This is a genomic window from Falsibacillus pallidus (genome assembly GCF_003350505.1).
In the GTDB taxonomy this organism is placed as follows: domain Bacteria; phylum Bacillota; class Bacilli; order Bacillales; family DSM-25281; genus Falsibacillus; species Falsibacillus pallidus.
In genome coordinates, this window is record NZ_QQAY01000019.1 from 1 (window position 1) to 15,888 (window position 15,888).

General features: G+C 43.2%; 10 protein-coding genes. 1 reads left to right on the top strand and 9 read right to left on the bottom strand.

The features are described 5' to 3' along the window. Positions 1-232 precede the first annotated feature (232 nt). From DFR59_RS17700 to DFR59_RS17735, 8 genes are all read right to left on the bottom strand, one after another. Positions 233-685, bottom strand: coding sequence for a GNAT family N-acetyltransferase (locus tag DFR59_RS17700; protein ID WP_114747055.1), 453 nt, complete (start codon positions 683-685; stop codon positions 233-235). A 521-nt stretch (positions 686-1,206) separates the two neighbouring features. Further along, positions 1,207-2,319, bottom strand: coding sequence for a glycosyltransferase family 2 protein (locus DFR59_RS17705; RefSeq protein WP_114747002.1), 1,113 nt, complete (start codon positions 2,317-2,319; stop codon positions 1,207-1,209). Positions 2,320-2,349: 30 nt separating this feature from the next. Next, positions 2,350-3,906 (bottom strand): phytoene desaturase family protein, encoded by a 1,557-nt coding sequence (locus tag DFR59_RS17710; RefSeq protein ID WP_114747003.1) that lies wholly within the window; start codon positions 3,904-3,906, stop codon positions 2,350-2,352. A 10-nt stretch (positions 3,907-3,916) separates the two neighbouring features. Further along, positions 3,917-4,426 carry a glycosyl-4,4'-diaponeurosporenoate acyltransferase CrtO family protein gene (locus DFR59_RS17715; RefSeq protein WP_114747004.1) on the bottom strand — a complete coding sequence of 170 codons (510 nt, stop codon included), beginning with the start codon at positions 4,424-4,426 and terminating at the stop codon, positions 3,917-3,919. Positions 4,427-4,465: 39 nt separating this feature from the next. Next, the gene (locus DFR59_RS17720; RefSeq protein ID WP_114747005.1) at positions 4,466-5,863 is read right to left on the bottom strand and encodes an aldehyde dehydrogenase family protein; all 1,398 of its coding nucleotides are present in this window, start codon (positions 5,861-5,863) and stop codon (positions 4,466-4,468) included. Then, positions 5,856-7,352 carry a phytoene desaturase family protein gene (locus DFR59_RS17725; RefSeq protein ID WP_114747006.1) on the bottom strand — a complete coding sequence of 499 codons (1,497 nt, stop codon included), beginning with the start codon at positions 7,350-7,352 and terminating at the stop codon, positions 5,856-5,858. The genes DFR59_RS17720 and DFR59_RS17725 overlap by 8 nt, the downstream gene beginning before the upstream one ends. Before the next feature lie 609 nt (positions 7,353-7,961). Then, the gene (locus DFR59_RS17730) at positions 7,962-8,225 is read right to left on the bottom strand and encodes a hypothetical protein (protein WP_114747007.1); all 264 of its coding nucleotides are present in this window, start codon (positions 8,223-8,225) and stop codon (positions 7,962-7,964) included. Between the two features lie 280 nt (positions 8,226-8,505). After that, a complete protein-coding gene (locus DFR59_RS17735) occupies positions 8,506-9,987 on the bottom strand; it encodes a phytoene desaturase family protein (RefSeq protein ID WP_158538434.1) in 1,482 nt (493 codons plus the stop codon). 245 nt (positions 9,988-10,232) lie between these two features. Between DFR59_RS17735 and DFR59_RS17740 the strand changes: the two genes are divergently transcribed. Further along, positions 10,233-13,382 carry a DEAD/DEAH box helicase gene (locus tag DFR59_RS17740; protein ID WP_114747009.1) on the top strand — a complete coding sequence of 1,050 codons (3,150 nt, stop codon included), beginning with the start codon at positions 10,233-10,235 and terminating at the stop codon, positions 13,380-13,382. A gap of 72 nt (positions 13,383-13,454) precedes the next feature. Here DFR59_RS17740 and DFR59_RS17745 read toward each other — a convergent pair whose 3' ends face one another. Next, complete coding sequence (locus DFR59_RS17745; RefSeq protein ID WP_114747010.1) at positions 13,455-15,884, bottom strand: DEAD/DEAH box helicase family protein; 2,430 nt, start codon at positions 15,882-15,884, stop codon at positions 13,455-13,457. Positions 15,885-15,888: the final 4 nt, after the last annotated feature.

The following is a 15,888-nucleotide window of genomic DNA, read 5'->3' on the forward strand; positions in this document are numbered from 1 at the left end:
AGCTTTCATTCAAGTCGTCTATATATGGAAAAATTTTGAATAGTCATAGGGTTTTCTTACTATCACTGGTTTACGTACCTATTTTTTCTTGTTAACTTGACGGCTATGGGGACAGGTTCCTCGTCCCACCACTGCCGCTCCTTATCAACTACCTCAACTACTCAACATCCCACCGCTCACTGGGACACCAAACCTGTCCCCCCGTCCCACCCCCGGGATTGTTTGGCATGTGTTAATTTGTATGGTCCTGCAATATCATATCGATATGCGGAATCCCATCTTCCAGATATGTTTCCGTTATCGCCTTGAATCCAAATGACCCGTAGAACTCCCGTAAATATTCCTGTGCCTGGATTTTCACCTTTTGTTCCCCCCACTCATCATGAATGAAAGCCAATCCTCTTTTCACCAGCTCGCTTGCGAACCCTCTCCCACGGTATTTTTCCTTCACGAGGACTCTCCCGATGGACGGTTCTTTGTATGATACACCTGCCGGCAAAAGTCTGGCATAGGCAGCCACCTCACCGTTTTCTTCCTTATATAGATGATGGGCGTGCAGATCTTTCCCATCGACCTCCAGGTAGGGACATTCCTGTTCGACCACAAAGACCTCGGTCCTTACTTGTAAAATTTCGTATAGCTCGTGGGTTGATAGTTCTGTAAAGCTCTTCACCTTCCAGCTCATCATATGGGACACCTCTACTGTATTGTTTTTATCATATGAGCGAGCCACCTAGACAGGCAGCCCGGCCCTTTTTTTATAATTGTACCATGGAATCAAATGGACCGTTCTAGGGCTTCCTTTTTGATTGAGAGTTAACCAGGGATATCATAGCTACGTTAAAAGTAGGCAACCAACGTTCTGAACCAAACTTTCATTATCTGAACACAAGAATCATTGATATTGATAAATGGGTGTTCACCCTTGAGAATCGAGCTAAAGGTAATCGTCATTCCTCTATACAAAGTTATCACGATTACCTTATACCTACTCTTCGTTCCCTCCCACCATGATTCAAACTATAAAAAACCCTAAATAACAAAGCCAGCCCCCTGCTGCAACACCACAGGGAGACTGGCTCATTTTATTGGAATTGGGACATAGGGACAGGTTCCTCGTCCCGCCACACACTCCCCATTATCAACACTAAAACATCCACCGCTCACTGGGACACTAAACCTGTCCCTTCGTCCCCCCGTCCCACACTAAACCTTTATTTTGCGCCCCTTCCATTTCACTGAATGAAAAACATTCACCCGAACAAAAGAGTAGAGGAAAATCCCTGCGAAGAATAAAAAGAACAACGGGTAAAAGGGGAAATACACCCATTTGAAATTGCCGACCCTGCGCGCAAACCATGCCGTTTGAACTGCATAAAGGATATACAATGCCCCATTAATGATCATAGCGGCGGCACTTGCGTCAATAATCGAAGAAATCAATGCACTTGCGGTTGTTAAGCTGCCGGTAATCCAGAGAATGACCATCAGCATGACGATTGGATGAGTGGACTTGGAACCAATGGCAAAACTTTTGCACCAGCCTTCGATAAGGCTTCCCAGGCCTTCCGGATACATGCGAAACGAAATGGTCCCTCTGCCGCCAAGGCAGCGAACGGGAAGGTTTTGATCAAGAAATGCCTGTCCCAGCGCCAGATCGTCCATGATGGCACCCTCGATTTTTTGGTGCCCACCGGATAAAAAGTAGTCGTCTCGATTACATAGAAGACACGGACCGAACGAGCCGGCGGCTTTGAACCGTGATCCCCAGGCGGTAAATAGATTCATCCCCACCACGACGATGATATTAAATACAATAGAGAGATGTTCATACAAATGCTTCACTGTGTGATAAGGCTGCAATGCCAGAATCCCCCTGGCTCCTTTCCTCTGGTAGAAATGCAAGAGATTACGCAGTCCATCCACACTGGTGAATTTCGTATCGGCATCCAGGAATAGCAGCCAGTCCCCTTTTGCCTCCTTCGCACCGAGCCAGCAGGCAGACGATTTTCCTGATCCTATCCCTTTATTCTGCAGGACCCTCGCCCCGTAGCTTTCTGCGAGCGCCACGGTATTATCAGTTGAATCATCATCCACTACCAGAATTTCAAATGACTTGTACCGCTGTTCCTGCAATGACTGCAATAGTGGGGTGATCCTGCCTTCTTCATTCCTGGCAGGGATAATGATGGACAGAAATGGCAAGCGGTCCGTATTTCTGGAGGTGAAACCTGGGACCGGCAAGGACCAGAACAAGAGGATGGCAATCGCAAACCCCAGTAAACCCAGGATGAGATTTATCACTTCTGAAGCTGTCATTTTACCTGCCTCCTTCCTCTACGGGTGAATTCAGAAATGTGACAATCCCCGTCCACCCTTTATGTCAGCTGAATAATCGTACACATTGCCTGTATCATCCTGGATCAGCTCCTGTGCGGTGATCCTAGCTGATAACAGCACGATCGGGACACCGGCACCGGGATGTGTACTGCTTCCGGTGAAATACAAATTCTCACAATGGCTTGACTTGCTTTGCGGACGTTTGTGGTTGCTTTGATCCAGCGTTGGCTGCAAGCCGAATGTGGCCCCGCGATAGGCGTTGAATTTCGACTCGAAATCCAGTGGTGTGGTATACGTTTCGGTGACAATTTCATCTTCAATATTTTCAAAGCCGCGGATCTTCTTTAATTCATTTAAAATGTAGCTTCGATAATAGGAAACGGTATCCTCGTTCCATTCATAGTCGGCTGCTGCAACATTCGAAACAGGCATCAGAATGTACAGACCGTCCTTCCCTTCTGGCGCAAGGGATGGATCCGCTTTTGAAGCGATGTACACATAAAAGGAGGCATTCGTCAATTTTTTCCCGTCAAAAATATCCTCCAAGTTCTGATTGAGCTTTTCGTTAAAAATAAACGTATGTACTTGATCGATTTCTTCATATTTTCTGTCCATACCGAGATACATCAGGAAACAGGAACAGGAGTATTGCATGCTGTCGATCTTCTTATCTGTAAACCTCCCTTTAGAAGCCTTGTCCTTTACCAGGTGTTTCATGGCATATGGGAAGTCTGCATTACAGACCACATAATCGGCAGGGGCTTTCTTGCCGTCCACGATAATCCCGTCTGCCTTTCGGTTGTGAATGGATATTTCCTGGACGTCCTTGCCATAGTGAATGGTTCCTCCAAGTTCCTTAAAGAGCCTCTCCATGGCTAAGGCCATCGTATACATGCCGCCTTTTATGAACCATACTCCATATAAAAATTGAATCATCGGGATCATCGTATAGAAAGATGGACTTTTAAGAGGGGAGATGCCTATGTACAACGTTTGGAAGCTGATTAACTGCTTCAGCCGTTCATTCTTGATGAATTTCCCCATGAATTTGTCTGCCGTGTCGTAAGGTTTCATTTTCAACACTTTCTTCAACAGGGGGAAATTATAGAAATCAGATCTCTTGCGGAAAGGTCTTTGCAGAATGTGCTGCTTCGCGATGACATAACGTTTGTAAATTTCATTCAGATATAGAAAAAATCCTTCCGTATCTTCTTCGCTGATGGATTCTATTACCTTTGTCATTTGTATGAGGTCTGAAGAGATATCAAAAGGCTTGTCGGGCATATCACTGAAATAAGCCCGGTAGATCGGATCCAACTTTTCCATCGGAATATACTCATCCGGATCACGGCCGCATAATTCGAATATTTCCCGATACAGTTCCGGCATCATGACGATACTTGGCCCCAAATCAAATGTGTAGCCGTCGAGTTCAATTCGATTCATTTTGCCTCCTGGCCTGGATCCCTTCTCATATAGCTCCACCTGGTACCCCGCGTGCTGAAGTCTTATGGCACTGGCAAGCCCCGCGACACCTGCACCAACGACAATAACCTTCTTACTCATATACATTCCCTCATTTCGATACAAGTTTCTTCTTCATTGCGCCCCGAGTCCCTGCCGTAATGGCCGATATACGCCCGCGATTGTATCGTTGAACAACGATAATCGGAAGGTTGAAGACAATGGCATACAAGATCATCACCCATCCTGCCCATACTGGATTCCATATGAAGAACAGCGGTGCAGGGAGAATGGAGAGCCAATGAGTTAATTCCGCGCGTTTCGTTTCCGCGGCAAATACCATCAAGTCCCTCGACTTCGTTCCATGCAAACCCTTTTTACTGTAGCCTTTTTTTAAAAAAATCGTGCCATCCAGAATCAATCCCTTCCACGTCTTCACCCGGAATAAACGCTGCCACAATTTTCCCGATTGTTCGAAGGAGAAAGTCTGAAACCAGAAATGGTCTTTCAAAAACCATGAAAAAGGCATTTTTAAGCAAATAGCCGATATGGCGAGATGAAAGAATGTCCAGGCAAACACATCAATGATAATGATCCAATTGACAGGCAGTGATACGATCATGACAAAACCCCTTACACCATTCTGTTCAAAGATTTCCTATTAAAATAGCCACTTTCTTATCTTTTTCAATACTTTCAAATTTTGATCCGAATACGGCGGGTACTTTTGCTGAAGATGAAGGTAGTGATACGCTCTGAAATCGGTTTTCTCATAGCTGAAAGCGAGAAAACCAGCCTTCCCGTGATAAGCACCGTATCCGCTTCTCCCCTTCCCTCCAAATGCGATAAGGGGACTCGCGGCATGGTGGATCACCTGATTGACGCTGATGGTTGGTGACTGCATGTGCTCCTGGAACAGCAGGATTTCGTCCCTATTTTTACTAAAAATATACCCTGTAAGCGCATCTCGCTGGATCATCCGGCTGGATAACAATGTGTCAAAATCGCTAAAAGGAATAACAGGCAGGACCGGTCCGAAAATTTCTTCCTGCAAGATCGAGCTTCCCGGTTCCATATCCGTCACTACAGACGGGGCAATGAACAAATGATTTCGATCATGCGTACCTCCATGCCTGACTTTTCCCTGCCCCATCAACTTGACCACCTTCTCAAAATGGGCATCGTGGCAAATCCGGCCATAATCACGGCTTTCCTGTGGTCGATCCCCGTAGAAAGCGAGAATCGATGCAGAAAGTTCAGTCAGCGTTTTTTCATAAATGGACTGATGGACAAAAAGGGTGTCCGGTGCAATACAGGTTTGCCCCGCATTAAGGAATTTCCCCCAGACGATTTCCCTGATGGCGGCTTTTGAAAAGCCTGTTTCCCCGATGACGCAGGGGTTTTTCCCGCCGAGCTCCAGGATCACCGGGGTGAGCTGTTTGGCTGCCTGCTCTGCCACTCTCTTTCCTGTTTGCCCGCTTCCCGTAAAGAAAATCAGGTCAAAAGAGCTTGAGGTCAAAAAATGCGCGGTCTGTGCGTCACCTGTCACAACGTGTAATTGTTCCGTAGAAAAGGTGTGATTCATGACTTCTTTCAGCAGCTGCGCCGTTGCCGGTGCATGTTCGGAAGGCTTGATCACACAACGGTTTCCGGCGGCGATGGCACCGATTGCCGGCATCAAGGTGAGCTGGAGGGGATAATTCCACGAACCGATGATGAGTACACTCCCGTATGGATGCCTCTTCCTCTTGACCCTTTCCACATAGCCCATTTTCAGATGATGGGACGAAACCGGCCGACTCCATTTTCCCAGATGCTTGCAGACATGATCGATTTCATTCAATAGAACAGCGAATTCAGATGAAAATGCCTCGAATGCAGGCTTCCCTAAATCGGAATGAAGTGCCTCCATGAAGGCCCCTTCATTCTCCAAAAGGACCGATTTCAACTGATGAAGCCGTTTGATGCGTGCTTCTTTTGAAGGCAGCCCTGAGGAAAATAGATCCTCCCTCTGTTTGACCGGCAATGCCTCTAGAAAAGCACGATCATCTTCAGGCATGGGCTGAATCCCTCTCAACAATTTTCTCGCCCACAAGCTGCCCGCTTAGAGTAACCATCGGCATGCCGCCCCCGGGGTTCACCGTTCCCCCGACAAAATAGAGGTTGTCATACCTTTCACTCTGTTTCGGATGCTTGAACCCTTTATTCTTCTTCTTGTCTGACACGGTCCCATAAATCGCACCGCGGTCGGAGCCATACGTGCGCCTGATATCTTCCGGTGTCCACATATCCCTGGTGACAAGATTGTCCCGCAAGCCTTCAAGGCCCATTCTCTCCAATTTGATCAGGACCCGCTCAGCGAATTGTTCATATTCGGCTTGAGTATACGGATTTTCATCCCGGATGAAAGGAATATGAGGGAGCACCTTGATATTTTCATGTCCTGCAGGTGCCTGCGTCGGATCGGTCTTATTCACATTGACCAGATAGATGACCGGGTCTTCCGGCAGTTCACGTCGGTGGAAAATCGATTGCATTTGCTCTTTCATATTTTCGGCGAAAAAGAAATTATGGTGGCGCAGCTGCGGGTAGCTCTTCTTCACACCCAGATGCATGACGAGACCGGAACTCGCCGGTTCGAATTTCTTTTTTAATTTTTTAATATAATGGCTGTCTTCCTCCAGCAGCCGCTCGTAAACCGGTATGACTTCCATATTGGAAACATAGTAATCTGCCGTAATCCGTGTCCCGTCTTCCAAAAGGGCTCCGGTAATCTCGCCATCCTTCTTTTCAAGTTTGACGATTGGTTTTCCAAGGTGAATGGCAACCCCTACTTCTTCTGCCAGCTTCACAAGGCCGTCCGCGAGCTTGTGCAAACCGCCTGGAACATACCATACGCCCTGTTCATGCTGCATGTAGATCATCATATTCATCACGGCCGGCGCATCGTAAGGCGACGAGCCCACGTACTTGATAAAATAGGAAAGCATATCGCGAAACTGCTCATTACTGATTCGCTTATCGAGGGATCTATGCACTGTCGAAAACAGGTCAAAGTTCTTTAAGGCAGCGAAGAAACTCGTATGCTTCATCATTTCTCTCGTCGAATCAACACCATGCTTAAATAAAGTTTTATCCGTCATATCATATAGAGTTTTGGAATAATCCAGCAGACTTTGATATTCGCGGATGTCCTTTTGACTGAGAGAGGCGTTCTTCTCTTGCATGTCGTTCATATCTTCATATAAGTCTATGATATTTCCATCGGGGAAAAAGGAGCGCCATTGATGATTCAGCTTTTCAATCGGGACATAATCCTTCATCGATTTTCCGCTGGCCGCAAACAACTTCTCAAAAATCTGCGGCATCGTCAGGATGGAGGGGCCAAGATCAAAACCAAAGCCATCTTGATCCAGCCGGTTCAACTTTCCACCAATGTGATTGTTTTTTTCATATAAGGAGACATCGTATCCCGCCTGTGCAAGTGAAATGGCAGCCGACACCCCGCCTAGTCCGCCTCCAATGATAACTACCGTTTTATTTTTCAATGGTTACTGTCCCTCCTGTTTCGAAATCTTACTATGATCAATTTGCTCTGAAAATTTTTCCAATGCATCAAGTCTATACCCTTTGGACTTATCTTATACCCTCGCCCGCTCTAAAAGGAACAGGTGAATGTGCTGGGGTCATGTTTTAATATGCAGGGGCCATTCATGATGAACTCCACGCCATGAAAATTGATATCGACAGGGAGCTTTTTTGTTTTACAGCCAAAGGATAATAGAAAGAAACGTAAGTGGATTGAAAAGATGTTTCAACAACACATCTTTTTTCATTTTTAAATCATGGAGAGGAAGCATAGGTGTAGTAGGGGTCGACATTTCATGAAGTATGTAGAGATTCGGATATGAATAGATAAGGATCGTTAGGCATTCTACTATCTAATATTCCACAAAATAGTGGATAACCCTTCTTTATGGGTGTGCTGACGATGATTCTTATCCTATTTTTGATAGATTCGTTTAGCCCAGCCACAACAGCTGACCGGGACACTAAACCTGTCCCCGAGTCCCAAAATAACTCACGGCCTTTCCTTAATTGAAAAAATACTAAAGTAAGAACCCAAAATAAAAAGCCCCTAATCATTCAGGGACTTCTTAGTATACAAGGAACTGTTTCATTTCTTCTTCAGTTAAATCTTTTGGTTCCACTCCATGCTTTTTACAATAGTTGTCCAATGCTCTTATTTTCACTTTTGGAGCTTCTGGTGGTGCAGGGTATGCAAATACACCGTCTGGAAAAGCATCATCAAACCGTTTAATATCTTCAAGCATAGTATCACTCCTGGTTATAGCATGCCCATCCGGAGTCCTTTTGATAATATATCTATACCTTGATTTTAATTTGATTCCTGCCACCATAATACACCTCCCGGAAAATATTGTTCGATAATCCTGTAGCTGCATTTAATAGCATAGCTCAAATCACTTTCTTTTTATTGTCCTTCTATTTTACCATAAATATCCTAATTCATGGGGACAAGTCGTGAAAAATTCAGAAAAATCTATATATTCAACTCTACTAAAATCATTCTTATTAACCATCCACACATGAAGATTTCTTTAAACTTTCTGGGACAGCAAACCTGTCTCCGCATCCCACTCCGCTCTGGGACACCAAAACTGTCCCCCCGTCCCACCTTCATTTATGATCTTTCATAATACTCCTAGCTGCATAATAGCCGCTGAGCGCCGAAGATAACGTTCCCGGTCCCGGAAAGACCTGTTCGCCTACAATGTACAGCTGCGGCAGTGAAGACCGGACACTTTTCGGTTTGGTGATAGCATTTCGAACGGTCAGCGGATAGCCCCCGACTGCCCTTTTTCCGATATAGCGCTCATAAGTTAGGGGAGTGCCCGCTTCTGCAAACAGCAGGTTTTCTTTTACCGGGATGACCTTCCCGATCTCCGTGAGAATCTCTTCTGTCACCTGCTCTTTGATTCGCTTGTACTCATCCTCTGTATATTTCGACCACTTCTCTAAATTCGTATGCAGCGAGACCGTCATCATCACTTCCCCTTCAACCCATTCACCTTTTCGATCAACAGAATGATTGAAGGTGACATAAACAGGTCCATGGGTGTTTGCCCTAAGAGAGGGAGAATCCAGACTCGGCACGATTTGATAAGCGAAAGGCCATTTCATTTCCTTTAATGACTCTCTCAACCCTTCTTCAGACAAAATGGCATCGACCCTAAAGGCTCCCCAGGAAAACTCGTCCTCGCTCTCATAGCTCGTTCCCTCCCCAAAAGAGATTCCTGAATTGTTGATCACAAAATCGAAGGAAGACGTACATTTACGACTTGCCACATTCCATTGTTTCCGGCTTTCTTCATATATGAGACTTTCAAGCGGAGACACTTTCACAATCTCGCCGCCGAGCTCTTTAATGCGATGCGCCAGTGCTTTTGCCAGCTGGCACATCCCCTTTTCGATAAAAAAACTGCCTCTTCGATAAATCGTCAGAGCGAGACTGGATGGAAGCAAGGCTGCCTCCCTGACATCCGTCTGTACAGCATCAAGAAGCTGGGCATTCAACAGTTGACGCAGCGGCTCATACGAGTCAAGATGATATTTCCTCATGAGATCTTCCACTGTATACAGCGAATATCGAGCCAAGCGGACCATCGATCTTGGATGCAGTACGGCATGAAGAGGCAAGCTTCCCAAGTCATGTCGCTTCCTGACGGGCAAAGAAACCTTGCTTTCTGTCACAGCCAGGACATCATCACTTATCCGTTGAAGAGCTTCCCAAAACCTTGCCACATCACCGCTTCTCGAATGAAACGCTTCCTTCAGTTCCTGTGCCCACAACGCCGGACTTTTTACGATCGAAACCTTCCATTCCGGCAAAATAACATCCATGGGATGCAGCAGTTCTTCTGCGGGCAGATCGATATCCAGTTCCTTCAATAAGGTCCTCAACAAGCCACTTTCCTCCAAGCCGAACGCAATCGTTGCGCCTGTCGGAAACTTCCGGCCCTTACGAACATACCACCCCGCTGAACCTCCAACAGTCGCTGCTTTCTCAAGGACCGTCACCTTATACCCTTCTTTCGCTAAATAGGCAGCAGCCGTCAAACCACCCACACCCGCACCAACAATACAAACCGACTTAGACAAAGAATCGCCTCCGCTCCTTGCTTCCCGCAAGCAATGTTCGTTGTAATTGCCATCATTATACCCTTAAGGGAACTGAGATAATAAAAATGGAGGTGTTGCGATGTGCTGTGGGACATAGGGACAGGTTCCTCGTCCCTCACCCCATTCGCCAACGTAGCTCAACGGGACACCAAACCTGTCCCCGCGTCCCGCTTTATGCTAAACTAATACCAAATAAATCCAAAATTGAAAGAGGTGTCGCTCGAATGTTAAAGCAAGGAATTTATGAGGAAATCATCACTCAAAAAATACAAGAAGAATTGTTAAATGCAGATGTGCATATTGACATCGGTCGCACTCCTTTAGATGTTGAAGAAGCACGCAAAGTATTGTCGGCTTATATAAGTTCTGTAACTAGAAAAGCTTTAAAACATGTGCGAACTCAAGGGAAAGATGATCAAGATGCCCTCCTTAAACAAATTGAAACATGCAATGAAATTATTCAACTGTTAAGTAAAAAACTGGATCAGCAAGAATTTCACGCTTTAAAAATTGCTGAAGAAGGCGAAGTCTTAACCCATATTTACTCTCGGATCAATTCAGTCCGAAGTTTTCAAAAACAAGAGGTGATTCGTCCAGTCACTCCAATCTCCGAGAGCTCTTTGTTCACTGGGTCCAGCTATGAACCAAACATGTTAGGTGAGCTAAAAAAAGAGATTCTCTCCTCCGATTCAATTGAAATGCTCGTGTCCTTTATTAAATGGAGCGGACTCCGCATTATTCTAGACGAACTAAAAACCTTCACAGAACGCGGTGGAAAACTTAGGATTATCACTACCTCATATATGGAAGCAACTGATTTTAAAGCCATTCACGAACTTAGTAAGCTACCAAACACTGAAATTCGCATATCGTATGATGTAGCGCGGACACGTCTTCATGCAAAGGCTTATTTATTTAAAAGAGATACTGGATTTAGTACTGCTTACATTGGTTCCTCTAATCTATCTAATCCGGCCCTTACATCAGGGTTAGAATGGAATTTAAAAATCACTGAAAAGGATTCCTTCGATGTATTAAAAAAATGTGAAGCAACGTTTGAAAGTTATTGGAATGATAAAGAATTCAAGGAATTCAATCGAGAAAGTGAAGAAGATAACCAAACACTCCGTCTAGCTCTTGAACGAAGTGAAGTGGCAGAAAGCTCTGTACAGTATTTATTTAATATTCATCCTTATTACTATCAAAAAGAAATTTTAGAGAAACTTCAGGCGGAAAGAGAAGTACATCACCGATACAAAAATCTATTAGTAGCTGCTACTGGGGTAGGAAAAACTGTTATTTCTGCTTTTGATTACAAGCAATTCCGAAAAGCAAGCGGTGGACAGGCAAAACTCTTGTTTGTAGCACACAGGGAAGAAATTTTACACCAAAGCATAAATACCTTTCGCGCTATTTTAAGAGACCCTAATTTCGGAAATATGCTTGTAGGAAACCAACAACCATCTTCCTTAGATCACTTATTTGTTAGTATTCAAAGCTTTAACAGCAAGCAGCTTTATGCTCATACGGAAAGTAGATATTATGATTTCATCATTGTAGATGAATTTCATCATGCTGCTGCAGACTCTTATCAAAAATTACTCAGTCACTACCAACCTCGCATTCTATTAGGTTTGACAGCAACACCTGAACGGATGGATGGCAAGAGCATTCTGCCATACTTTGATGATCATATTGCTGCTGAAATGAGACTAACAGAGGCCATTAATCAAAAACTGTTAAGTCCCTTTCAATATTTTTGTGTTACCGATACAGTCGATCTCTCTAATCTCAAATGGTCTAGAGGTGGATATGATACAAGACAATTAGAAAATGTATATACGTCTAATAACTTGAGAAGCTCCCAAATTATACAAAGTGTTAACAAGTATGTCACAGATATGAAAGACGTTAAGGGAATAGGATTCTGTGTATCGATTGCACATGCTCAATACATGGCTGATTTTTTTAACCGATCGGGTATTCCAGCAATTGCTTTACATGGGGATTCAGACAAAGAGGTTCGATTAGATGCCAAGCGTTTACTTATATCAGGAGAGCTTACATTCATCTTTGTAGTCGACTTATATAATGAGGGTGTTGATATTCCTGAAATAAATACTGTCCTCTTTTTACGTCCAACCGAAAGTTTAACGGTATTTCTTCAGCAGTTAGGTCGCGGGCTACGCTTATCGGAAGAAAAGGAATGCTTAACCGTGCTCGACTTTGTCGGCCAGGCTCACAGGAATTACTCCTATGAAGAAAAGTTACGATCACTTATTGGAAAATCAAAGCATTCGGTTCAATACTATGTAGAGAATGGCTTTTTCAATCTTCCGAAAGGCTGTTTTATTCAACTGGAAAAACAAGCGAAGGAATATATCCTACGAAATATTAAAGCAAGTGCTAATACAAAAGGAAATTTAGTAGCTAAACTCGCTACTTTTGAACAGGATACTGGCCAAACAGTCACGTTAAGAAATTTTTTAGCTCATTACCACCTCAACGTCTACGAATTTTACGGAGGAAATAAAAATAGAAGCTTCCAAAGGCTATTAGTAGAAGCTGGGATCAAAGAAAACTTTCATGAGGAAAATGAAAAGTGGATAACAAGTCGACTCCCTAATCTCTTTCATCTGAATTCAAAAAAACTATTATCGTTTCTAATGAATTTTATTGAACAACGAGAAGTTTCTGGAACAGAAGAAGAACTTATGCTCAACATGTTTTACTACTCTTTTTACCAAGCGCATCCGGAAAAAGAAGGACTCCGTTCGATTCGAGATGGTATAGAAAGAGTACTCGAAAGTTCAAGATTTACAGAAGAAATTCACCAGATTCTTGATGTGCTTTATCAATCTTTAGAAACAATCGAATTAAAGCCGGACTTTTCATTCCCTTGCCCACTTCAAGTTCATAGTAAATATTCAACTGCACAAATCATGGCGGGATTTGACTACTTTAATGAAAAACAAAGCCCTGCCTTTCGCGAAGGGGTAAAATACTTTAAAGAAAAAAACCTAGATATTTTCTTTATCACATTAAACAAATCTGAAAAAGACTTTTCTCCTTCAACACTATATGAGGATTATGCAATTAACGAGAAGTTATTTCATTGGGAGACCCAAAGTAAAGTAAGTGAGGATAGTCCAACGGGGCAGCGATATATACATCATCGTCAAAACGATGGAAAAATCGCTTTATTTGTCCGGGAATATAAAAAGGAAATTGGCAGCATTCCCTCCCCGTTTGTATTCCTAGGAACCGCCAACTACATTAAACATTCCGGAAACAAGCCCATGAGTTTCGTTTGGGAACTGGAAGAAGAAATGCCGTCCTATTTGGTACCTAGAGCTAATAAGAATATTTTGTGATGGAGAAAGCCGTACCCGCTCTATGGGTACGGCTTTTTCCTTTTACATTCTTAAATTATATAAATAAAAAACTTACATTAATGTTTCTTCGTTCGTCACTTTCCTCTGAAAATAAGAATGCAACCTATACTCACATATTTCTCTTGTAAACTCATAAACAATCGTCTCAAACCGCTCAGGAACCTCTAACTGCACATCAAATAACCCATTCTCAAAGGAAATAAGTCCTTTCGAACTGCCGCTCCACTTACTCATTGGCATCTTAGCAATCAAACCCGAAACCTTCTTTTCATCATAATCCCACATTTGCTTATGAGACTTACCGGAGAAGTCAATGCGTTTTCTGTATTTTTCACTGGTTAAATAAAAGTGGAAGTATGGAGCAACCTCTGTAGCAGTTATCGGCTTATACCAATCTGCTGGTCCTCTTTCCAGCATACCCTCTAATAACACCATCTTATAACTTCTACTCATCCCAGTCTTTTCAACTTCTTTGAACCAGTTTTTATACTGTTCATATACCTCTTGCTTTACCTCATCGAATTCCCCATTCTCAAATAGAAAACGATGATACGACTTCCATTCATCATAGTAAGCTTTTGCTCCCATTCTCCCAAGCAAATGAAGCTCTAAATAACTCGGTCTTCTTCCAAGTTCATATTTAAGCTCAAAATATGCATCCCTAAGAGCATCTTTTCTGGGCTGCTTTTTACGGGCCATCTCCGTCAGTAGATCAACCACTCTTGTTTCCAAATACAATGAGCATGACTCTGGAGTAGTTGGAATAATACTAGTTCCCTTCCCTTTTTTCTCTCCATGATCAAACAGTGATATCTTAATGTCAGCATTACGATAATTTCCGATTAAGTCGATAATTACACAGTGATTTTTGTTCTCATGTAATCTGAGACCACGTCCTACTTGCTGGGTGAATACGGTTAACGATTCTGTTGGGCGCACAAAGAGTAGGGTGTCTACAGAAGGAATATCTACACCTTCATTAAATAAATCAACTGTGAATATAGCATCAAGCTCTCCTTCTTCCAGCATGGTAATGACTTGAGATCTACTAATTCCAGTTGGTTTTGATGTAAGGGCTACCGTTCGATTTCCTCGTTCGTTAAAAAACCCAGATAAAAACTCAGCTTGATGGATGGAAGAACAGAACACTAACGACTTCGTTTGTTTATGCTTTTCCCAAGCCCCAATAATTTTATTCGCATAGCTCTTCTTTAATTGTACCGATAGAAGCTCTTGTTCATCATATCTCGTCCCCAGCCATGTAATTTGCGAATAATCCGTATCATCGTATACTCCATAATAATTAAACGGAGACAACCATCCATGACCGATTGCATGTAGAAAATCGATACAATAGGCAAGGTTTCCTTCACAGATTCCATAAATATCACGGTTGTCATTTCGATCTGGAGTAGCCGTTATGCCCAGCAAGAATTGAGGCTGAAAATAATTCAATACTTTTTGATAGGTGTTAGCCGCTGCATGATGAAACTCGTCAATAATAACAAGGTCAAAGTCATTTGGAGAAAACCGTTTGATATGCTTCTGCATACTAAGTGTAAAGATAGAAGCGAATACGGCATCTGCCGCTCCGTCTTTTATGGTGCCGTTATAAAGTCCTGTTGTTAAATCAGGTATGACATTCTTAAACGATTTTTCTGCCTGCTTCAAAATTTCTTCACGGTGTGCAACAAAGAGAATTCTCTTAAATCGTTTCGCAAAGAAAGCAGCCAAATAGGTTTTTCCCAGGCCAGTTGCCATGACTACCAACGCTTTACGGTAGCCTTCCTCTTGTGTTTTCTCTAATTCTTCCAAAGCTTCTATTTGAGCAAACCGGGGTGCAATTTCCCCATAGGCAGCAGGATTCTCTAATACATAGTTTTCCTGTACCTGCTTTTCCTCGGTAGGAAGCATCAAATCTACTTCTTCCTTTTCAGTCCATACTTTCCCAATGTTAGTATGCTTCTGATGAAAGCCCCTATAATTCATTTCATATTCTAAAAGACTTTCAGCATTCAAAGGGGTGGTTTGATCATGATAAAATAAGCTGACAAACTCCTCGGATCCTTCTTCAAAAATCTTCTTATCGTCTTCTATAAGAACGTTCCATTCAACCCCCTTCCCCATAGCGGAAGCAGACAAGTTAGAAGACCCAATAAAGAAATGATCGTGTTCAGTTGTTTCAATCAGATATGCCTTTGGGTGAAAACTGACTCCCTTACTCTTCCACAACCGAACCTCTATTGATGGGTGAATGGACAGTAAACTATTCAGTGCTTCGGGCTGAGTAATATATAAATAATCACCCGTTAGGATCTTAATATCCGCTCCTTGTTCTGCAGCAAAACGTAAAGAATACTTCAACAATTCGACACCTGATTTCATGGAGAAAGATGTAATGATATAAATGGTCTTCCCAGATCGGATCTTTTCTTGTAGCTCTAATCCCAACCCGGTAGTGATTAACTGAATAGAACTCATAAAA